Origin of the sequence: Pseudoalteromonas sp. MMG024 (assembly GCF_021654175.1) — a bacterium.
Lineage (GTDB): Bacteria > Pseudomonadota > Gammaproteobacteria > Enterobacterales > Alteromonadaceae > Pseudoalteromonas.
Genome location: NZ_JAKFZO010000003.1, coordinates 214,330 through 236,062, shown reverse-complemented (window position 1 = coordinate 236,062; position 21,733 = coordinate 214,330). Strand labels below are relative to the sequence as shown.

General features: G+C 40.7%; 23 protein-coding genes and 1 pseudogene. 12 read left to right on the top strand and 12 right to left on the bottom strand.

Translation table 11 applies throughout. The features are described 5' to 3' along the window. Positions 1-165: 165 nt before the first annotated feature. A complete protein-coding gene (locus L1068_RS04475) occupies positions 166-1,485 on the top strand; it encodes an NAD(P)/FAD-dependent oxidoreductase (protein ID WP_237129268.1) in 1,320 nt (439 codons plus the stop codon). Positions 1,486-1,585: 100 nt separating this feature from the next. After that, positions 1,586-1,837, top strand: a complete 252-nt coding sequence (locus L1068_RS04470; protein ID WP_010559531.1) for a DUF2999 family protein — start codon at positions 1,586-1,588, stop codon at positions 1,835-1,837. Positions 1,838-2,089: 252 nt separating this feature from the next. Here the strand turns inward: L1068_RS04470 and L1068_RS04465 are convergent, their stop codons facing one another. From L1068_RS04465 to L1068_RS04445, 4 genes are all read right to left on the bottom strand, one after another. Further along, a complete protein-coding gene (locus L1068_RS04465) occupies positions 2,090-2,416 on the bottom strand; it encodes a hypothetical protein (protein ID WP_237129267.1) in 327 nt (108 codons plus the stop codon). Positions 2,417-2,445: 29 nt separating this feature from the next. Beyond that, the gene (locus L1068_RS04460) at positions 2,446-2,844 is read right to left on the bottom strand and encodes a hypothetical protein (protein ID WP_237129266.1); all 399 of its coding nucleotides are present in this window, start codon (positions 2,842-2,844) and stop codon (positions 2,446-2,448) included. 131 nt (positions 2,845-2,975) lie between these two features. Then, positions 2,976-4,457 (bottom strand): methyl-accepting chemotaxis protein, encoded by a 1,482-nt coding sequence (locus L1068_RS22040; protein ID WP_275419453.1) that lies wholly within the window; start codon positions 4,455-4,457, stop codon positions 2,976-2,978. A 10-nt stretch (positions 4,458-4,467) separates the two neighbouring features. Continuing rightward, positions 4,468-4,995, bottom strand: coding sequence for a PAS domain-containing protein (locus tag L1068_RS04445; RefSeq protein ID WP_237129265.1), 528 nt, complete (start codon positions 4,993-4,995; stop codon positions 4,468-4,470). Between the two features lie 301 nt (positions 4,996-5,296). Here L1068_RS04445 and L1068_RS04440 point away from each other — a divergent pair, with 301 nt between their 5' ends. Further along, positions 5,297-5,632: a zinc ribbon domain-containing protein YjdM gene (locus L1068_RS04440; protein WP_010559526.1), complete on the top strand. Its 336-nt coding sequence runs from the start codon at positions 5,297-5,299 to the stop codon at positions 5,630-5,632. 138 nt (positions 5,633-5,770) lie between these two features. On the opposite strand, the gene L1068_RS04435 is transcribed toward L1068_RS04440, so the two are convergent. The 5 genes from L1068_RS04435 to L1068_RS04415 all read right to left on the bottom strand — a co-directional run bounded on the left by L1068_RS04435 (position 5,771) and on the right by L1068_RS04415 (position 9,568). After that, positions 5,771-7,126 carry a tetratricopeptide repeat protein gene (locus tag L1068_RS04435; RefSeq protein ID WP_237129264.1) on the bottom strand — a complete coding sequence of 452 codons (1,356 nt, stop codon included), beginning with the start codon at positions 7,124-7,126 and terminating at the stop codon, positions 5,771-5,773. Positions 7,127-7,153: 27 nt separating this feature from the next. Continuing rightward, the gene (locus L1068_RS04430) at positions 7,154-7,615 is read right to left on the bottom strand and encodes a multiheme c-type cytochrome (protein ID WP_237129263.1); all 462 of its coding nucleotides are present in this window, start codon (positions 7,613-7,615) and stop codon (positions 7,154-7,156) included. Continuing rightward, positions 7,602-8,042, bottom strand: coding sequence for a cytochrome c family protein (locus L1068_RS04425; protein WP_237129262.1), 441 nt, complete (start codon positions 8,040-8,042; stop codon positions 7,602-7,604). The genes L1068_RS04430 and L1068_RS04425 overlap by 14 nt, the downstream gene beginning before the upstream one ends. Positions 8,043-8,284: 242 nt before the next feature. Then, on the bottom strand, positions 8,285-8,569 hold the full coding sequence (locus tag L1068_RS04420; protein ID WP_237129261.1) for a hypothetical protein: 285 nt from the start codon (positions 8,567-8,569) through the stop codon (positions 8,285-8,287). Positions 8,570-8,668: 99 nt separating this feature from the next. Continuing rightward, the gene (locus tag L1068_RS04415; protein ID WP_237129260.1) at positions 8,669-9,568 is read right to left on the bottom strand and encodes a LysR substrate-binding domain-containing protein; all 900 of its coding nucleotides are present in this window, start codon (positions 9,566-9,568) and stop codon (positions 8,669-8,671) included. A 173-nt stretch (positions 9,569-9,741) separates the two neighbouring features. Here L1068_RS04415 and L1068_RS04410 point away from each other — a divergent pair, with 173 nt between their 5' ends. The 9 genes from L1068_RS04410 to L1068_RS04370 all read left to right on the top strand — a co-directional run bounded on the left by L1068_RS04410 (position 9,742) and on the right by L1068_RS04370 (position 20,003). Beyond that, positions 9,742-10,368, top strand: coding sequence for a hypothetical protein (locus L1068_RS04410; RefSeq protein WP_237129259.1), 627 nt, complete (start codon positions 9,742-9,744; stop codon positions 10,366-10,368). 39 nt (positions 10,369-10,407) lie between these two features. Beyond that, entirely contained in the window at positions 10,408-10,821 is a 414-nt protein-coding gene (locus L1068_RS04405) for a hypothetical protein (protein ID WP_237129258.1), read from the top strand. 6 nt (positions 10,822-10,827) lie between these two features. Continuing rightward, positions 10,828-11,295: a GNAT family N-acetyltransferase gene (locus tag L1068_RS04400; RefSeq protein ID WP_237129257.1), complete on the top strand. Its 468-nt coding sequence runs from the start codon at positions 10,828-10,830 to the stop codon at positions 11,293-11,295. 270 nt (positions 11,296-11,565) lie between these two features. Further along, positions 11,566-11,805, top strand: a complete 240-nt coding sequence (locus L1068_RS04395) for a GFA family protein (RefSeq protein ID WP_237129256.1) — start codon at positions 11,566-11,568, stop codon at positions 11,803-11,805. Between the two features lie 346 nt (positions 11,806-12,151). Further along, the gene (gene nth / locus L1068_RS04390) at positions 12,152-12,820 is read left to right on the top strand and encodes an endonuclease III (RefSeq protein WP_237129255.1); all 669 of its coding nucleotides are present in this window, start codon (positions 12,152-12,154) and stop codon (positions 12,818-12,820) included. Between the two features lie 354 nt (positions 12,821-13,174). Then, positions 13,175-15,130 (top strand): methyl-accepting chemotaxis protein, encoded by a 1,956-nt coding sequence (locus L1068_RS04385; RefSeq protein ID WP_237129254.1) that lies wholly within the window; start codon positions 13,175-13,177, stop codon positions 15,128-15,130. Positions 15,131-15,280: 150 nt separating this feature from the next. Next, on the top strand, positions 15,281-18,043 hold the full coding sequence (locus L1068_RS04380) for a tetratricopeptide repeat protein (RefSeq protein WP_237129253.1): 2,763 nt from the start codon (positions 15,281-15,283) through the stop codon (positions 18,041-18,043). 396 nt (positions 18,044-18,439) lie between these two features. Continuing rightward, on the top strand, positions 18,440-19,138 hold the full coding sequence (locus L1068_RS04375) for a response regulator transcription factor (protein ID WP_054979280.1): 699 nt from the start codon (positions 18,440-18,442) through the stop codon (positions 19,136-19,138). A 187-nt stretch (positions 19,139-19,325) separates the two neighbouring features. Next, complete coding sequence (locus L1068_RS04370) at positions 19,326-20,003, top strand: hypothetical protein (RefSeq protein ID WP_237129252.1); 678 nt, start codon at positions 19,326-19,328, stop codon at positions 20,001-20,003. A 90-nt stretch (positions 20,004-20,093) separates the two neighbouring features. On the opposite strand, the gene L1068_RS04365 is transcribed toward L1068_RS04370, so the two are convergent. The 3 genes and pseudogenes from L1068_RS04365 to L1068_RS04355 form a co-directional block, all read right to left on the bottom strand. Continuing rightward, positions 20,094-20,417, bottom strand: coding sequence for an OmpA family protein (locus tag L1068_RS04365; protein WP_232732411.1), 324 nt, complete (start codon positions 20,415-20,417; stop codon positions 20,094-20,096). Between the two features lie 129 nt (positions 20,418-20,546). Next, positions 20,547-21,305, bottom strand: a pseudogene (locus L1068_RS04360) (CsgG/HfaB family protein); the annotation flags it as partial. Further along, a complete protein-coding gene (locus L1068_RS04355) occupies positions 21,305-21,727 on the bottom strand; it encodes a curli assembly protein CsgF (RefSeq protein ID WP_051320898.1) in 423 nt (140 codons plus the stop codon). The gene L1068_RS04355 and the pseudogene L1068_RS04360, both read right to left, overlap by 1 nt. Between the last annotated feature and the right edge of the window lie 6 nt (positions 21,728-21,733).

Below are 21,733 nucleotides of genomic sequence, written 5' to 3'. Positions count from 1 at the left end.
ACTTAGGTACATTGCGGCGTAACATAAAGACATTGTGTCAGGTTATAATGACCTGAATGCCTAATTATACCAATTTTTACTGATTAAGCGGCTCACCTAGCCAACGTTATAACCACGGTAAAAATCTATGTATTCAGCTCTTTATAACTTTTAAAGGGCACAATTATGATTAACACACATCCTAATATCGTTATTATTGGCGGTGGCGCAGGCGGCCTTGAGCTTGCAAGTAAATTAGGACAAAAATTAGGAAAGTCACAACGCGCAAATATTACGTTAATTGATAAAAACCGCACGCACATATGGAAACCCTTGCTGCACGAAGTAGCAACAGGCTCGCTCGACACCAGTTTAGATGGCGTGTCGTATTCAGCTCACGCAGCAACCCACGGTTTTCAATTCATTTTGGGCGAGTTTATAAAACTCGATACCAACGACCAAACTATCAGTTTAAAACAACATAATGACGATAACGGCAAAGTACTATTGCCTGAGCGCACTATTCACTACGATAAACTCATTATTGCAATTGGCAGCATTAGTAATGATTTTAATACCCCAGGTGTTGCCGAACATTGCTACTTTTTGGACTCTCAACAGCAAGCAGAGCGTTTTCAGCATGCGCTGCTAAATAGCTTTACCCGTGTTCATCAAAACTCAAGTGGTGAAGAAAATACTAAATCAAATTCACTTTCAATTGCTATTGTCGGTGGTGGCGCAACTGGGGTGGAGTTGAGCGCAGAACTTATTCATGTTTCTGGTTTGTTAAAGCACTATGGCTTAAGCGAATTTAAAAGTACGCAGTTACGTATTCATTTAATTGAAGCTGGGCCGACTATTTTACCCGCATTGCCAAAGCGTATCAGTGATGCAGCGAGACGTGAACTACTTAATTTAGGCATTCAGGTACTTGAACATACACGCATTAGCGAAGCCAATCAGCATGGTTTTATCACCGCAGAGGGCGAGGAGATAGCTGCAGACTTAATGCTGTGGGCGGCGGGCGTAAAAGTGGCTGATTTTATAAAAAACATCGACGGACTAGAGTTTAATCGCAGCAACCAAGTGCTGGTTGACCCGTATTTGCAAGCCAAAGGAGTAGAGCATATTTATGTACTTGGGGATGCGTCGGCATGTGAGCAATCTGATGGAAGTTTTGTGCCGCCGCGTGCACAAGCAGCGCATCAAATGGCTAGTAATTTAGCGAGTAATATTCTTGCGGAGCTTAACGGTAAAGCCAAAACACCGTTTAAGTACAAAGATCATGGGTCGCTGGTTAATTTATCGCGTTTTAGTGCGGTAGGCAGTTTAATGGGCAATTTAACCAATAACAGTATGTTCATTGAGGGCAAACTAGCACGCTTAATGTACGTGTCTTTGTATCGCATGCATCAAAATGCCATTCACGGTCCTTTAAAAACCATGGCGCTTTGGTTATGTGAAAAGCTAATGCGTAGCGTCAGGCCAAAAATGAAACTACATTAGAACAATAGTTCAGAGTCTATTAGATTTTTAGCTTGGTGATTAACAGCATGTTAATCACCTGCTACACTGCAACACAAATAATGTTATTCAAGGTAGTAGAATGAATCCAATTATTGCACTGTTAAAAGAAAACAACATTAGCGATGAGCGTATTAATGAAATTTTTCAGGTGCTTACTGAAAACCCAATGGCTGCAATGCTAACTATTAGTCAACTGGGCTTACCGCAAGATAAACTGCAACTAGTGATGGGGCAAGTGATGCAAAATCCTGCACTTATTAAAGAAGCAGTCGCAGAACTAGGCCTTGATTTTTCAAAGGTTGAAGCCGCAAAAGCGCAGCTTAACAAGTAACAGTACTTGTCAGCGGTTTCATCGCTGAGTTAATTGCTATATCCAATAGCAAACGTATAAAAGGCCAGAATAATCTGGCCTTTTTAATTTATCTTGCGCTTTGCCAAGACAAATTCAGTTTTAGAGTTGATGAATTTGGCGAGAGAAATAGCCAGCTAATGGGAGTGATATTTATTATTTTATAACAACACGTTAAGAAGTGCTCCTTGGCACTACTTAATTTATCTAGCGCTATGATTGCCAACATACTTATTAAAATTGGGATTGTTTGATGGCAATCAATTGATTGTTGTTAAACGTAAATGTCGCAAACTCAGTGGTAATGGTATTGTCACTTTCACTAATCAACATATTGGGCTCAGTTTGTCTGAGCAAATGAAGTATATCGCTTTGACTGTATTGCGCGCTGCCTTTTACGATTAACTTGCTTAAGTGATCAATAGTGTGGTTTGTATCTTGATATGATTGATTTAAATAGGTGTAGCTTACGCCTTGATCAATCACCACATAGAGCCAAAACAGGTTGCTTGTAAATAGCACGAACAAGGTTGTAAAAAAGAGCACTTTCCATTTTTTCATAAACACGTCCTTATGGTGAAGTTTGTGGTTTATTGTGAGTCGGGTTTTACAGCCTCTGCGTACCAAGTGAATTGTGTTGAATGCGTGATCACTTTACCGACCAGCTGATCATTGATGAGTTTTACTTTATGCACTGGCATCCATGATTTGGTATGTTTTGTCACACCACAACCGATTAATAACAGCTCATTACCAGCATTGATTAATTCGATTAAGGAAAAGTCACACCTATAGCCATGTTGGTCGTGATATTGCCCGCTAAGTTGTCCGTTTTGCTGAGTTAACTCAAAGTGTTTAGGGTATTTAATTTCACCAAAATAAGTGTTTGGTGTTTCAACTTTAGTAACATGCCATTTGCCTAAAAATGGGTTTGCATAAAGAGGGCTTGCAGCGAGTAACAGGGATGTAACGAGAAAGAAAAAACGCATGATTGTCCTTATTCAGCATTGTTTGAAATACAAAAACCTCACATAAGTGAAGTTTTTGTATGTTACATCAATATGATGCGGCGTTATAGCAATAAGCCACACGGCCTTTAAAAACGCGTCTTTGGCTTTGATTATTGTGCGTGTTTTTGTAACACCAGCTCATTTAAGCAATGTACCACATTGCCACTTGCAACTTCCGCTTGCTGGAAATGATGTATGATGCCATCAAAAATACCATCGTCTTTAAGCCAGTCTTGCTGCACCAGCTCTATGGCTTGGCGTACATGCTGATGCACTGTTTTATGGTGTTTATCAAGCGCTTTAAATGAAGCTAGACGCGAGAATACAGCGTTGCCTTCCCCGTGATGATACCACTGACCAAGACGGCACTCAGAGTGAGATTCTTGCACAGCATCAGATTCTGCACCAAGCCCGCCTTTTTCAGCGCCAATGTAGCCATTTTGCATGTAGATGATGTGATCAATTTTAACCAGTGAGGCGAATGCACGATCTTTGGTTTGGCCCACAACATTGATAGTGCGCTCGGCCGATGTGGCTATAGTGTCAAATTCGGCCGAGAAGGTCGTCATTTCATCGCCAATTTGTTTCGCGCTGTTGCTCACTTCATAGGTTTGCTGCACCATGCTTTCTACGCGTGAGGTTAGCCCTGAAATAATTGCAGTAATTTCGTCGGTTGATTCACGTGTTTTTACCGCTAAATGACGCACTTCGTCGGCAACTACAGCAAATCCGCGGCCTGATTCACCAGCACGTGCCGCTTCAATTGCTGCGTTTAACGCCAATAAGTTGGTTTGTTCAGAAATATCGCTAATTAATCGTATTGTTTGCTCGATCCGGTTACTGTCGTTCGCTAATACATTGGCGGTTTCTTCTACTGTATGCATGCGCTCGTTAACTTGCTCAATAGCATGCTTTAATTCAGCTACGGTTTTATGACTAAAATCAGCGCCTTGCTTACTTTCGATAGCCATGGCCGCAACATCGTCCATATCGGCTGATAACGCCGCCATTTGGTGTTGCGTGTCTTTCAAATTATCAAGTAAATTGCTGGTGTTAAGGTGGTGCATTTCGCTTAGCAGGCGATTTTGCCTTGCAAAGTGATCGGCTTGTTCCATTGCTTCAATCGCTACATTAACGTTATTCATGATGTAAGCGAATTCTCCAGGCAAGCCTTGCACTAATCCCTTGCGATGAAATTCGCGTTTTCCGGCGCGCGAAAAACTGTTCGAAAATTCTTTAAAATTGGTCTCTACGATATCGAGAAAATCATTTAGCTGCCATGCAACTTGACCAATTTCACCAAGCCCTTTGGTGCGGGTTACTCGCACATGTGTTTTGCCTGCAATTGCTTCAGTGAGAGTAAGGTGTATTGCTTTTAGCGCGTTAAGTGGGCGTTTTTGATCTTGGTAAGCAAAAAAGGCAAACACCATGGCCAGTAGCGGCGATAAGATATTTATTAAGCTGATGCCACTGGTGACTATGCTATTAATGGCAACCAGTAAATTTAAGGCGACAAAGGTTACGCAGGCAATAAACAGTTTTTGGCTCAAAAAAGGGATGTTTTTGCTTACATTGCTTGTATGATTTGGCATAAAAATCTCCTTATTCGGCTGCGTACAGATCTAATACAAAGGCTTCATAACTGGTGTTGTGGTAGGTTTGCAAATACTCATTTAACCAACACCATGCGCCGTTTGCCCCATCACGTTTGCCATGTTGTGCTTCTACTTGAAGCATTTTTTGATACACCTCGCTAATTGTTTTTATAGCGGCGTCAGGCGGAGAGCGCCTTACAGAAAAGAAGCCTTGTATTTCGCCGTTAACCAAATCAGGTGTGACATTTGCAAATACCCAATAATAATCGCCATCGGCGGTGAGGTTTTTAACAAAACCAAAGAATTCTTGCTTGGCTTTTAGGGTTTTCCACATGCCGTAATACACACCTCTTGGCATATCTGGGTGACGAATAATGTTATGTGGTTGGCCAATGAGTTTTGATTCAGGAAAGTTACTTACCCGCATAAAGGTGCGATTGGCGTAAGTAATATTTCCACGGATATCGGTTTTGCTAATGATAAGTTCGTCTTCAGCAAAATGAATTTGCTGTGAAGCTCTTGCTAATTTGGTCACGACGGGTGTTCCAACAAATTGATTTAATGACGATATTTTATGTTTGTTGGCAAGCGTTAAAACTGCACTAAATCAAAAAATCAGTGCATTTATAAAACTTTGATTGTGAAAAGCGTATTTTTTATGTGTTTGATCAAGTTATTTCCACATAATTATTTTAACTATATGTTTAAGTGAGAATTATTCTTTCAAAGCGGGGTGGCATTAGCTAAAAAAAACTTAAATGTTAACTAAAAGCCCCTCGCTTAATAGGGTTAAATCAATTAAAATATCGCAAATTTTTTCGCAGTAGTGAGTTGTTATGTCGTTACCTCCATGTCCTAGTTGTAAATCAGAATATGTATATCAAGATCAAGATAATCTTGTTTGTCCAGAATGCGCGTTTGAGTGGAACCCTGAGGAGCAAGCAAAAGAGGATCTTATCGAGGTAAAAGATGCGAACGGCGCATTATTGGTTGAAGGTGATAAAGTTACCGTAATTAAAGACCTAAAAATCAAAGGCAGTTCGCAAGTGATTAAAATTGGCACCAAAGCACAAGTTCGTCGCGTGTTCGATAAAAAGGATCACGAGCTTGACTGTAAAGTAGATGGTGTTGGCGAAATGATGGTAACTGCGAAGTTCGTTAAAAAAGCGTAATTGCGTTTCACATTATTTATAAAAAACGGCAGGCGTAATAGCCTGCCGTTTTTTTATAGCGTTTCAATTTAGTCTTAGCAATTTTTCGCAAGCCTATTTAAAGGTACTCTTCCATTTTCCTTTGCTTGAGCTCGAAGGTTAATTAACCCCTTGCATCATTCTTAGCTGGTTTACCATTTGCGCTATTTGCCGATCGTTTGGCAGTAAACGCGTAAGGTTTTCAGCATAAAATAACGCTTGCTTAAACTGGTTTAACGCAATGTAACTTTGCGTCCGGCTATAGCTAATATCTGGGTTTTTCGGGGTAATCGCATAGGCCATTTCAAAATAATGAATTGCTTCGTGAATATTCTTTTGGTCTTGCAGCAATAACGCGTAAGTGTATAAGTAATTTGCATTTTTAGGGGCAAACCGAGTGGCATTTTCTAGGCTTTTAAGTGCATTTTTCTTTTCATTGCTGCGTATTTGGCTCATTGCTAATGCGTAGTAAACATCGCTTGCCTCATGATTGACACTGAGCGCCTGCTTAAGAATATTTTGAGCTTTTGATTCATCACCTTGCTGGCGATATAAATCGGCAAGGTTTACATACGCTGGCATAAAAATAGGTTCAATTTTTATCGCATCGAAATAGTGCATTTCTGCGGCTTTAGGCTCTGCCAACTCAAGCGCTAACAAGGCTAAATTAGAGTGTGAAAATCCACGTTCCGCGTTAAATTCTTGGCTTTTTTTGTAATCGTTTAGTGCGGCGCTTAAACGCGCCTTATCTTGCTTTGACAGCTCATTTGGAAAGGGCGCGTTCAACATGCCGGCCAGTGAGCGCGCTGCCTCAATGCGCACACTGTGGTGAGTTGAATCTAATAAAAAATTAAAAAGACGCCAGCGGTCTGTCACTGGATAGGGCGTCGCAGCATTAATTGCGGCGATGTGTTTGAGTGGCGATGGGTCTTTTACTGCCCGCGCAATCGCAACTAACGCGTTATTGTCGGGTGTATTGCGCATACGTGTGAGTGCTGAAGCTCTAACAATGGTCGAATACTGTTTATCTTGCGCGATACGGGGCAGTAATTCAGCTGCGTTTGGCGCACGCTCGTCGACGCGATGAAAGCTGGTGGCAAAGTGTTGTTTGCCAATATGTTTACTATTTGGGTGCCACGTTTTAATTTTCGAAACCGCCCAGCTTGCCGTTTGATCTTGGTGACATTGGTTACACGCATTACTGACACCCGTTTTAATCGTTAAATCAGGTCTTGGCACTTTAAAACTGTGGTCGCGACGGGCATCAACTTGCATGTAAGTTGTGGTGGGCATATGGCAATCTACACATTGGCTGCCAATTTCATTTGTTGCGTGGCCATGATGTTTTGGTGTATCAAAAGTGGTGCTTGCATGGCATTGGGTACAGGTTAAATTACCTTGCAGTTTTAACTTACCACTGTGCGGGTTATGACAGTTAGTGCAGGTGACACCTGCTTGGTACATTTTACTTTGCACAAATGAGCCCCAAACGTAATTTTCATCTCATACTTGACCATCTACTTGATAGAGTTCAGGGGTTAATAGCGCCGGTTGAAATGCATTGAAAAAATCATGGGGTCCATGGCGGTCAGCCAAATTTGAACGTCGGCCGTGACAGGTGGCACACATAGTAAATTGTTTGGATTCTTTTAAAGGCGAAACGCTTTTCACCGTGCCATCAGCCTGGCTTTGAAATAGCGATGTTTTTTGCCCAATAACATGGGTAAAGCCTCTGTTTTTGATTTTGTTATTACCACTCGCCCACTTTAAGTGTTGTTCACTGTCGCCGTGACATGCGTTGCAGCTAACATTAATAGCGGAAAACGTTGAGTTAAAAGTGTTACTTTTAAAGTCGGAGTTCTTTTGAAAGTCAGTGGAGTGACAATCGGCGCACATATGGTTCCAATTTTGCCCTTTTTGGCTCCAGTGAAAGGCGTCTGTTTCACTTTGCTCAGGATGAAGCACAAACCAGCGTTGCCCCCCCTTGCTGTTTACTTCGGCTGTCCCATGCAAATGGAAAAAACTGGTAATGACCGTTACCAAAATCAAACATATATTGTTGCAGAGGATGATAGCCAAAAGTATATGCCACGGCGTAAGTTGTTAATTTGCCAGTAAGGTTTGGCATTTCAATATAAAAACCACTGTCTTTTTTGAAAAAGCGCGCTGTTTGGTTTTTATAAGCTAAGCTTGCGTTGTCAAAGTTACCTAAAATTGACGAGTCGCTTGCGACTTCCATGGCATGAAAGTGGTGTGAAGTCTGCCAATCTGCAACTTGGCTTTGGTGGCATGTTGCACATACCTGTTCGGGCTTTTGCGCTGGTAACGCAAGGGCAAAGGTACAAAATACGCTGTAACTTAGAATAAAAAAAGCGAGCCAAGCCTTAGACATAATCCATTATCTTTTTATTGTTTTTCAACCTTATAACAAGTTGTAGGTTTAAACGCAAAGGCTTAGCCTGCACTCGGGTTAAGGTGTTACTCCCGCAGGCACGTATGAGCTATGTTGTTTTATAGCGCTAGCTTAGCAAAAGGCAAATTTGTGCGCCAAAAGCGAGTCTATTGCATCAAGTTTAATGCAATAACATGTAAAAGGTGCTGCTAAAGAGTAATTTGTGATTTCGAGCTCAGGACTTAATGTTTCAAACAACATTGTTTGCTTTTAAAGCGTGAGAGTAATGGAGCATGTGTGAATTTAAGTGTTGTTTTTTTTAATAGCGATTGTTTGCGTCGCGTGGCGTAAAAGTCGACTACTTTACTATCAAAATAAATCGCTAAAACCAGTGCCACTATCGTTAGGGAGGGGGCATAGACAAGTGATGCAATCACATCACCTTTAATGGTTAAGTTGATCATTAATGGCGTTAAAACGACCAATGTAGCAAGTAAACGATAGAAAATTAGAAATATTTGAAACATGGTAATGGCTCTGTGTATAGCTGTTTGCGTAATTGCTACTTTAGAGCCAAAAAATGGTCATGACAAAAGGATAATATTCACTCTATAGGTGAATACCATTCATCTATTATCAACGTAGAGCTCTGGTGATGTAGTTAGCCAATTTATAAAGCACTGAATATCGTGACGACCTGCGTCTTCTTCTCGGTACACGGCGTAAAGACCACGTTCAAAAGGAACAAACTCATTAAACGGTGCAATCAATGATTGGTTTTCCAGCCGTTGATTTTCAAGTGGGAAAATCGCCAACGCCATGCCTAATCCCTGAGTTGCCGCATTAATTGAAGAGTCGTAATCATTAAAGGTAAGCACGCGTTTTGTGTTGGATAAAGTAATGCCTACAGCACGAGACCATTGTTGCCATACATCGTCCATGTAGGCTAAATCAATTAACGGCAACTGGTTAACATGCGCTAATTTATTGATTTTATGTTGAGCTAAAAATGGCGCCGAGCAAACCGCAGATACTGATAGGTCAAGCAGCTTTTGGTGTGTGGTATTGGGCCAATTACCTCGGCCAATGCGAATTGCTAAATCAATGTCGTCGTAGCGCAAATCAGCTACGTGGTTACCGGTTTCTATTCTAAGTTCAATGTCTGGGTGTTTTGCTTGAAATGCGCCTAATTTTGGAATAATGATGCTACTTGCTAGGGTTGTAAAACACGAGATTTTTAATGCTTGCGATGAAAACCGGTTGCGGGTTTTACGCGTACCAAGTTCAAAGCAGTCAAGCCCTTGTTGCACGTAATTTAAGTACATTTCTCCTGCAGCGTTTAGTTCAACACCACGGCTTTTGCGTTGAAATAAACTAAACCCTAATTGCTGCTCAAGTGCTTTTATTTGATGACTTACCGCAGAGGGCGTAATGCATAGCTCATTACTGGCCGCTTTAAAGTTTTGGTGACGTGCCGCTGCTTCAAAAATACTCAGTAGATGAAGCGGCGGGTATTTATGTTTCATCGAAAACACCATGTGAACGTATTGACTAGCACAATTAATTTACGCTTAAGGTGAATTTTATTCAACCTTTTAATTACAGTCTCTATTTCTTGCCTGAGCAAATCATGGCTTTAGTTTAAAAACTCGGTACAATAAAAACATGATAAATTTTAATGAGTTGTAAAATGAGCGCTGTGAAAAAAATAATAAGTAAGGTGGCGTTTGAGTTAATTGTGATCACCTTAGGTGTATTGGTCGCGCTTGGCATTAACGCTTGGTACAACACTTACCAACAACGACAACAAGCTGAAGTGTTATTGGGTAAAATTGCTTATGAACTAACGCAAAACATAGAGCGATTAGAAAGTGCAGCAAGTGCTTATAACGATAACATTATTAAGTCGCAGCGTTATGTCGCTGAGCTGGAAGAAACCGGTGAATCGCCAAGGTTTGAGTTTGTATTAAAAATGCTCAATGTTGATCAAGGGGCATGGCGTTTTTCACAAAGTCGTGAGGAGTTAAATACCTTACCTGTTGAGCTGTTAATCGCGCTTGACCTTGCCAATCGCAGTAATACTGAAGCCAAACATATGGTGAACACCTTTATTTTTGAAGGCCATGACGATTTGAGTGAATTCTCAGATAGCGATTTAAATGAACGTTACTTAGACGGTGTGGAGCGCGAATTTAAACAAATTAAGTTTTATGTGGATTATGCGTTAATGAGTTCACAGCAAGCGCTTTCACGCTTAAAAGAATACCGCGCTACTGGTAAATTAGTCGCTCGTAAAGAGAATGTAACCCTCTCGACAGAGTTGTAAAACAAGAAAGTACTTTTCGATATTAATAAGGATATTACTTTGAAAAATTGGGTATGTGCATTGGCTGTCACTATGTTAGCTGGATGTGGTTATTTTGGAGCACCCGTGCGCGAATTTGATTCTACGGTTAAACAGCTTAATTTAGCAAATACCGTTGAAGGGTCGTGGCAGCGGGTTTGTTTTATTACGCCATACACTGATAATCAACGAGCTCGCAAAGTGTTAGGGTTTAAGTTTGATGTTGAAAAATTGACTCGAATTAAAACTAATGACGGCGTGACACTGTTGGTTTTTATTAAGGACAATCAAGTAGAACACTATTTTGAAACACCACGCGGCAATATTGATTTTACTAGCGTTACGCCTACATGCATTGATCGTGAAAATGCCCATTTTAAACTAGAAAGTGACAGCAACTGGACTCGAGCGGTTCATAGCGGAAAAGGAGAGTAAAGCCCAATGGTTTCAATCGAAACATTAAACCAAACCCATTTTAATCGACTTGCTAACGTAACATTGGCAAGTGAGCAATTAAAGTTTGCTTGCAGTGCTAAGGAGTTTATTCAAGAAGCAAATCCAGCGGTGCATTTACATGTAATTAAACAGCATGATGAGATCATTGGCTTTTTTAAGCTCGATACCCATTACAGCAAGCATTACGATTTTTGCCCAACTGACGGTTTAGGGCTGAGATCGTTTGTAATTGATGAGAAGCAACAAGGAAATGGCTTAGGTAAGCAGGCGATTGCTGCATTACTTAAATATTTAACGCAGTACTACGGCGATTATAATTGGCTTTACCTAACCGTTAATTGTAAAAATGCCATTGCACAACGCTGCTATCAAAAAAGCGGTTTTACTGAGGCTGAATCCCTTTATTTAGGTGGTCCTGTTGGCCCGCAACACATTATGTATAAAGCGTTATAAGCAACCAATAATCAGCTTCACGTTAACGCGTTACAACAATATTTACAGATTAATCTGTAAAAATCGCTTTCTATTTTAACTGGTCAGATATACAGTAAAAAAATAAAAGGAATGCGATTATGAAATATACAGGTAGTTGTCACTGCAAAGCGGTGCAATTTAAATTTGAAAGTCTACCTATTAAAGATGCGTTGCAATGCAATTGCTCAATTTGCATTTAAAGATGCGTTGCAATGCAATTGCTCAATTTGCATTCGTAAAAATGCGATAATGTCTAAACATTACGTTAGCGCGCAGCAGTTTACATTGATTTCTGGCAAGGATGATTTGAATACCTATCATTGGGGTGATCACGATGTAAATCATCATTTTTGCAAACACTGCGGCATTTATCCGTTCCACGACACCCTATACAAACCGGGCGAGTATCGTTTGAACCTGGGTTGTGTTGATAATCTTGAGCCGCGTGAATTAACAATTACCTATTTTGATGGTCGCAATGAATTGTAGCGAGATGGGTTGTTGAGCTTTATTTTTGATTGATAAAAGTGAACGTAAAGTTCGTATTAATTAATTTTATTGTTAGCGGCGAGTTGCTCATAATAGCCTTGTTACTTGGATAACACTGGAGAACAAAATGAGTACATTAATCAATTCGTTAAAACAAGCACTGACGCAACCAGCGACGGCACCAAAGCAGGTATGCAATTACCCGAACAATTACTACGGCGACCAATGTTGTAAATAAACGCTTAACTCAAAATTGCGACAATATAATGCACTGCTAACGCTGGAAGCCAGCTGAAAAGCAGTGTATTTTACCCTTTTATTTTTGATCGTTAGGGATGTTGTCATTGTGACGCAAAAAAATTTATTAAAAGCTGAACGTGTCGCGTTTATTTTAGATGAACTTGAAAAGCGTTACCCAAATCCCCCTATCCCACTTGATCACAGCGATCCCTATACCTTATTAGTTGCAGTTCTTTTGTCGGCGCAATGTACTGATGAAAGGGTAAATCAAGTCACGCCAAAACTATGGCAACTAGCCGATAACCCGTTTGATATGGCAATGCAAACGGTTGAGGATATTCAAGCGATTATAAGGCCTTGTGGGCTATCGCCGCAAAAGTCCAAAGCCATTAAAGTGCTGTCTGAAATGCTTGTTGTAAATCATAATGGGCAAGTGCCACAAGATATGGCTATTTTAGAAACGCTGCCAGGTGTGGGCCATAAAACAGCAGGTGTTGTAGTGGCGCAGGCATTTGGTGTTCCGTCGTTTCCAGTCGATACACATATTCACCGCCTTGCACAACGTTGGGGGCTAACCAATGGTAAAAATGTGGCGCAAACCGAAAAAGATTTAAAACGACTTTTCCCGAAAGAACGCTGGAACGATTTGCATCTGCAAATTATCTATTATGGACGTGAGTTTTGCACTGCGCGTGGGTGCCACGGTTTAGTATGCCCGATCTGCACAACTTGTTATCCTAATCGAAAGCACGCGAAAGTGATTAAAAAACCTTAAGGTCTGTTTAATAGTGTAGCTTTACCCCCAAGGGCAGTGGTGATTTCTTCCCTTGCCTGTATTGGAATTTCCTTGATTTAGAGCGGTAAACCATACTCATTCTGTTTTGTTAGTGAAATAAATGATCAATGCTTAAAATATTAATAAAGATAACCAGTCCCCCAGTACTTCACATCAATTCGTATGCCGCATTGCTAATACATAAATCGTAATGCAGCCGAATGCTCTAATATTTATTTATTGAATGTTATATTCAGGTGTAAATATCGTTAACATTTTGAGTGTTAATACCGATACCAAATAGGTATATTAAATTTGTAACCTGTTATACAAAACAATAATAAAGGCAGTATTATGAAAATGCGCACCAAGTTAATTGCGGGATTCGCCATCACCGTAATTGTGCCTATTCTGGCAATCGCTATGCTCGCACTCTCGCAGGCGAAAAGTGATGGTTTCACCCGATTTTTAGCAACCACCCATGCTGAGATCCGCCAAGTAGAAAAAGGCTTTAATCTATTTTTTCAACAAGTTAAACACAATGCTGACTTTTTAGCACAGGCCAATGTTGTAAAAAATGTGCCAACAGATGTCACCACATATATGGACGCTGAAAAGTCGATGGACCCGCTGGCAGCAGTGGCCGGTGAGGCAGATATTTTTACTCTGTATGAAACCTTTGGCAAAACCCATCAAGAGTTGCTGTTTGTTTATTTGGGCACAGAGCAAGGCGGGTTTATTCAATACCCAGCAGAACCACTTGGAAATTACGACCCGCGTCAGCGCCCGTGGTATAAATTAGCACAAAGCGCCAAAGGCAAAACCGTTATTACCGAACCCTATCAAGGTGTAACAGGACAAGCTATGGTGTCAGTGGCCAAAGCGATTAATAATGACAATGGTCAATTTGTTGGTGTGCAATCCCTTGATGTGACCTTAGCCACACTGACCGATATTGTATCGAGCATTAATATTGGGGAAACAGGCTATTTAATTTTGGTTGATGGCTCGGGCACTGTGCTTGCTGACCCTAAAAATGCTGATAACAATTTTAAAGCTATTTCTGAATTGTCGTCACCGATTTATACATCGCTTGCGGATAGCCTATCAAGCAAATCATTTACCATCGAAACCAGTAATAACACGTTAGAAGCAACTACTTATTTTTCAGATGATCTAAATTGGCGTTTTGTGGCTGTCATAGAGCAAGATGAAATTCTACAATCTGCATCGGAAATGAAGGTATTTATAGGCATTATCGCATTGATAATGATTGCACTATTTGTGGTAGTTGGCGTTATCTTAGCCAATCGCATTGTTTACCCAATCGAAAAAGTATCTGAAGGCCTAAAAGAAATAGCGCAAGGTGAAGGGGATTTATCGAAACGCCTTGATGTGATTGGCAATGATGAAATTAGCCAATTAGCAAAGTGGTTTAATCAATTCCTATCTACAATTAACGATCTTGTTAAAGATATAAATCATAAATCGCAAATTCTAAATGATGCGGCCACTGTGTCGGGTGTAAAAGTCACAGAGATTATGAACGCAAGTCACGAACAAGAGGGAAGCAGTGAAGAAGCTGCAAAAGGCACGGTAACACTTGCTGACGTAGCAAAACAAGTCTCTGATGATTGCACTATTGCTATGAGTGATATCGTGCAAGCAGAGAACTTTGCTGATGAAGGTAATAATGATGTTAGGCTCGCGGTAAATGAAGTCACTAGTTTAAACGACTCGTTAAGCGAATCATCACAGGCCATGACCCAACTTGAAAAAGAAAGTGAAAACATTACCAAGATACTTGATGTGATCCGTGGAATTGCAGAACAAACCAACTTGTTGGCACTGAATGCGGCGATTGAAGCGGCGCGAGCGGGTGAGCAAGGACGTGGCTTTGCGGTGGTTGCTGACGAAGTACGTACACTGGCAAAACGTTCACACGAATCAACCGAAGAAATCGATAAAGTTCTCAACAGTTTAATTGAACAAACCCGCTTGATGTCAGATAAAATGGCAAGCAGTGTTACGCGCTCACAAGGCGCCATCGAAAAGGCAGAAAAAGCACATAACTCGTTTGATGACATTAGTAGTGCGGTTAGCAAAGTTAAGCAACTGATTTCACAAATTTCAGATGCCGCGCAGTCTCAGTATGATGCCGCCGATGAGATTAACCGCGACATCACGGGTATTAGCGATTCGGTAAAATACACTGCTGGTTCTGCCGATGAATTAGCCGAAGGCTCTCAGCAACTCGTTGCATTGTCGGACGATTTACGCAGCCTAGTAAATCGCTTTCATGTGAACTAATACGGCTATTGGGCTTGGCAAATACACTGTTGCCAAGCCGTTATCTCCCTTTTAAAAAACCGTCAATCTACCTCTATACTTTACCTTTCTGCACATCATAGGGCGAAAAAGTGGTCTACACTTTAGATGGTTCAGCCGTAGGTTAATGCTATGTCACGTTGTGTATTATGGTTAATTGTTATGTGTTGCTTAGCGTTTTTTGTGCATGCCAATGAGGTTTCGCTGCCAAAAAATAACGCCGATATTTCTGACGTGATCCATTTTCTTAAAAAGAATTCCATCAACAGCCCAAAAATAGTCATAAGTTATATAGAAGATAACAAGCTAACGCAAAAAGCGTTTAGCAATGAGGATAAAATTAAAGTATTAAGCTATTACGCTCAGGCGAATCAATTTATAGGCGAAATTGAAAAAGCCAACGCCCTGCTAGCAGAAGCATTTACCATAATCAGTAATGGCTCTGTATCAGCTGACACGCAGGCAATTGCCTTGTTTGTGCGCGCTGTGATTAGCAGTGAAACGACACAATACACACAAGCACTCAGTGATTTGAATGCGGTTATTGCACTTTATCCTAAAGATAGTAATAACAAAAATATAGGTAAGGCTTATCAAACCCTCGCAGATACATATCTACTGATAAATGACTACAAAAATACCTTTGATGCGCTATACAAAAGCCAATTTGTTTTTAAGGCAATGAAAGATCAAACCATGCTCGCTGTGAGCTATGGTCGCCTTGGTTCGGTCTATCGTTCAATAGGGGATTTCGATAAAGCCCTTGAAAATATGCTTAAATCACTTAAAGCATTAGAGGGTACCCAGGCTGAAAGGCGCGTTGCAATTACCTACAACAATACCGCAATTATCTATAAAGACTTAGGCCGCTATGATGAAGCGATTAACTTACACAAACGATCGCTCAATCTAAAAGAAAAAATTGGTTATCAGCGTGGCATGGTGTATTCCTACAATAACTTGGGTGAAACATATCGACTAAAAGGCGATAAAGTACAAGCCCAGCGCTACTTAGATGAAGCACAAGCCCTGGCGGTAAAGCTTAATAATACCATGTTACTCGGTTCTACTTATTTATATCGAACACGCATAGCTAAACAAAACAAGCAGTTAGAGCAAGCGTTAACGCATCTAGACAATGCCATGACGATTTACAAAAAGCGAGATTCAAAAGCACGTATATCGGAAGCATGGGTTGAATATGGAGATATTTACTTCGCGCAAAACGATTTTGTAAAAGCTGAAAATAGCTATCAACACGCTATTGAACTAAGTCAGGCTGTGCAAAAAAATGTCGTGACCTTTGCCGCCTATGAGGGCTTAGTTAACGCGTTAAAACAACAGCAAAATTACCAAAAAGCGCTTAATGCATTAATTGTCTATCAAGGGTTAAAATCGGCCTTATTTGATAAGCAAAGCCAACAGCGACTTGAATCTTTAATTGTAGAAAATCAATTATTTCATGCTCAGCAAAAACTAAAGTTTGTTCAGCAAGAGGGCAAGTTAAAGCAGGCCGAGTTAGAGCGGGTAGAAACGCACCGAAACTGGAGTGCTTTTACCCTGGTTGTTATTTTTATTATTAGCTGGTTAATTTATCGAAAAGTACAGCAGCATAATCGTATAAAAGTAGAGATCGGAGCGCGCAAAGCAATAGAAGAAAGCGAACGAAGACTCAACCTTGCACTTTGGGGCAGCGGCGATACGCTCTGGGATTGGGACTTAACTAGTGGCGAAATTACGCGCGAAAATTTACCGACTTACTCTCGCTTTTCATCAAATGCTTCAGGGCTTGATGCAAAAGCACTGAAAGAATTTGTGCATCCCGACGACTATTCATCACTTACCGATGCGTTTGACGCCCATATTCGCAATAAAACGCCGTTTTTTGAAGCGAGTTATCGGGTGCTAGACAAACAAGGTGAATGGCGCTGGCTGCTTGATAGGGGCAAAGTAGTTGATACCGATGAGTATGGTAAAGCATTGCGCATTACGGGAACGCAACGAGATATTACTAAACTAAAGCAACAAGAAGTTGCGCTATTAGAGTTAAACAGCGAGCTTGAGCAGCGCGTTGCACAAAGAACGAATGAACTTGCAACAATGAATCAGCAACTGATGCATACAATTGAAAAATTAGAAGTTGCTCAAAAGTACATTATTGAAGCCGAAAAACACGCAGCGTTAGGAAGCATGGTTGCGGGGCTTGCCCATGAAATAAATACGCCGCTTGGCACTGCGATCACTGCCGTAAGCCATCTTAAAATGCAAACAATGACTACAGAGTCGCAATTTAAAAGTAAGACCTTATCAAGCCAAGCGTTTGAGAGCTTCTTAAATGATGTGAATAACAGTAGCGAATTGATTGAAAGTGGGGTTGGTAAGGCTGGCGAACTGGTAGAGCGGTTTAAACTGCTTGCCGGTAAAAATAGCGAACAAAAGCCGACTGTAATAAACCTTTCGACCCTATTATTAGAAAGCTTTAAAGTGGCGTTAAACACGCTGCAACGTGACCCTGAAACTGCCAACTTAACCATCAGTGGTGATGTGGAGTTAGTTAGTTTTGCGGCAACATTAGCGCAAGTATTTAATATTATTGTAGAAAATGCGTTACTGCATGCTGATGTACCGTATGTAGAAATAACCTGTGAACTGTCTAAAGTAGGCTCAGGTGTTGAAATAAATTTTTATGATAACGGTAAAAACATTAAGGTTGGCGATGAAAAACGGATATTTGAACCTTTCTATACACGAAAACGTCAGTGCGGATATGCAGGACTTGGTTTGCACATTGCCTACAATAATGTAACACAAGACCTTAATGGCAGTATTGAGTGTTACCGCGATGCAAGCAAAGGGCTCGGATATAAAATAAAGTTACCCTCTATTGAAAATTAAAAATTTAGCTGGCTAGATGTTGAGATTTAATAATGTCTAGACGTCTTAATGCCTATTTTAAGTGCAAAATGAAACGCGAGAATACAAGTGTTTCAAACAACGAGTAAACATCTAAGTATTTATTTATCAATCGGTTATGCCTAAATTAACTATGTGCTTTTATCATTTCTAAACGTCATTAAATGCGTTTAAACATCGAGGATTTACAACTAAGGTTTAATTGCGTTTTATGCCTTACGCTTTTCTAGTATAAAGTTGCTAATTTACCTCAATATGAAAAGAATTTTAGTACCCGTTTTAATTACATATTGTTATAACTTATTGTTTTACTTGCGGTGTAAAATCACATAATCTGGAGATGGCATTCTTATGACAATTAACTAAAGGACGTTATAAGTGACAAGGACGAAATCTCAAGTTTACTTACAAGTTGCCGCTAATGCGCAACAACAAAACACAACGGAAATTCTACTTAAAGTACTCGAAACATTGTGCTTAAACGTAAAGGTAGAGTCGCTGTTCCCAGCAATAATCGATTCATCGGACAGTGCAGAACTGTATTTAATTTGCGCTAAAGATGCGCCGTGGAATGATATGTTGCCCAGCGCGCTTATTAATCTGGCGCGTCATCATAAAGTAGTGATTTATGACGCGCATAAAGATAATATTTGCGAACAATTACTACTGCTCGCTAATGTTAAAGGTGTTTTTTACCAAAACGATACACCCGATGTATTGTTTAAAGGCGTACAAAAAGTACTGAACAGCGAGTTGTGGTTTCAACGTGGTGCAATTTGTGATGCATTTTCAAATCTGTTGGCGCTACAGTTACAACGGCAAGATAGCAGTGGGCACAACGAAGCGTTAGATAAGCTTACCAACCGCGAACGCACAATTATTCGCTTGGTGTCGCAAGGCGCACAAAATAAAGACGTTGCTGAGCAGCTGCATATTAGTGACCATACGGTCAAAACCCACCTTTACAGTGCGTTTCGCAAAACCAAAGCGCGAAACCGCATTGAATTGGTTAACTGGGCACAACAGTTTTTGCCTTCGCTGGTTAAAAGCGGCATTGATATTAGTCATCAAAGTTAAATCCAAGAAATAGCGCTTTTGGATAGCTATGGCAATCGCTTAAGTGATTGCCATTTAGCATAAAACGAGAAAAATCCGATGAATTAACAGCATCGGATTTTTTTATACTTATTTTTAGGGTAATACACCAACTTCATGATGTTAAAATTATTACTTGGAAACTAAAAAAGTTTGTAACGGGGGTTAGATGAGGTTATTTAAACTAGCGATGACCGCTACAGGTATTTTGTTACTGTCATCTATGCTTTTTTACAATAAGCATGGGATTGCATGTGAGGCTGCTCCGCTGCTTGGGTTTGAGCAAATTGATGCGGAAATTTATGTCGATGCGACATTAAGTCAAACAGAACGAGACGCCCTGATAACCTTTGTTGATAAAGCGCAAGAAAGGGTTAGTGCAGCTTTTGGTGATATGAGTTCAAAACCTCGTTATATAGTGACAAAAAAGAGTGCTCAATTTGGCTTTAACCCAACAGGCATGGCCAGAAGCTCATTAACACGAGAGTGTGTTTTTATTGGTCCTAAAGGCATCAATGTCGATGTTATCGCCCATGAAACGTCTCATGCAGAAGTGTTTTATCGCGCAAATTTTATAACTCAAACGTTCAAAATCAAACCATGGTTGCTAGAAGGGGCTGGCACATATGTTGATTACAGACATGCCCTAAAGTTAGAAAATATTGCGCTCGATAAAGCTTTAGTAGAAAAAGTAACAATGTTATCCGATTTTTCGCCAAGCGATACATGGGCTTATCAAGCATCACGAGTTGCATTTGAGAGCATAGACCCTAAAACATTTTATAAAGGCATCGAGCGGTTAAACGAAGGCGAAAGTTTCGAATCGGTTTTTGGTTATGCCAACTAGCGCGTATTTAGGTTAAGTCAAAAAGTAATCATGCCAACTTTTTACCATGTTTAAGTCGGCATGATGCGTGTTAATTTTCGCCTCGCGCAATTAGCTCGACTTTAAATTGATAATCACACGTCTGTCGAAAAATAAACCTTCGTTATCTGCTGTGTCGTACTGCGCATCATCATCACCGCGGGCCATAATACTTACACGCTCTTTGGCAATGCCGTTAGTAATGAGGTAGTTGGCGATGGCATTTGAGCGAGCAAGCGAGAGCGCATGATTGCTTTGGTCGTCACCACGTTTGTCGGCGTAACCAAATAGTTCAACGTGAGCTGATTTTTGCTGTGATAATAACGCTAATACCTGCTCTAATTGGGTATTATATAGCGGTTCGATTTCAGCGGTTGCCGTTCTAAATTGCACCATAAATGAAATGCTTGGTGCTACGTTACGTTTTGCAATTTGTGCTTTTTGCTGTTTTGCTTTTAACGCGGCAAGTTGCAGCTGTTTTTGCTGACGTGCTTTAGCAAGGGCAATGCTTTGCTGTTTAGTAGTCCACACCCCTTTATCAATACCTTTATGCACCAATTCAGAGAGTGCTTTTTCAATCGCTTGTTTAACACAAATATGCATTGGTTCGTTTTCACTAAAGCCGGCTTCCGCTTCGGCTAAACGTTTGTAGCTTACATAACGGAAAAAGCCTGCACGCATCTCTACGCTGAGCACCTTTTTGGTGGTCGCAACGGAAAGCAACACTTGCCCGGTACGTACATCAACCGCGCGCAGGTAAATTGAAATAATGTCTTCGCGATATAACTCAGATGCACCAATCCCAAAATATTCGGCACCTAAACCACCGGTTTTTACGTTTGAGTCATAGCTAATCACACCGCCTTCAAGAATAATTTTTGCTGTGGTCAGTGGCGGTAATTGTGCAGCTTCATCTTCTTTATTTGATAGCGATGCACGCACAATTTTTCGTTCGGTGAGAATGTTTTGCAGGCCCTCACGTTCAACCGGAATAAACCAATCTGACTCGTGCAGTGCTTGCACTAAAATCGAGTTCGCCCCTTGCGTTACTGCGGTAGAAAATGAACTGACATTGGTTTGCGGTTTGTATTGTCCGGTTTGGTCGCGAAAAGAATAAACCGATACTGGAATGCTGCCAGCGGGCGCGGGAAGACCACTCAGCTCACTAAAGGTTTTTGTTTGTGCAAGCTGCTGTGCCACCTCAAGCTCGGGTGGTAAAGTTTTTTTGATGGTGCTGCAACCGGCTAATAACATCAACACAATACTAATAAATATACGCCAAATCATTCGCCAAACCTCGGTACTTCAACAACCACAACTTCGCCCGTAACCATATTGGTAATTTGCACCGTGATGGTGTCGCTGCCACTGGTTAAGATTTGAATTTCATAGTCACCGCTGGTGAAAATGGAGTCTTGATTGAACATGCTGTCTTCTACACCTTCACCAAACGCGAGATCGGTGATTTCGCGCACCATTCGGTTAATATAAGAGCGCTCTAATGATTCTTGAAATTTTTCGGCGTAGGTTTTTTCGTTGATGGGGGCGCGGTGTTTGTTTTGTGATTGTGCTTTGTTCAGCAGCATCGCACCATTGAGCGGGCTGCCACCAAAACTTGGATTAACCGGCGTATACACCAACTCGGTGCTGACAACACAGCTTGAAAATACCAATAAAACACTGCTTACTATTATTTTATTTATCATTTTTAT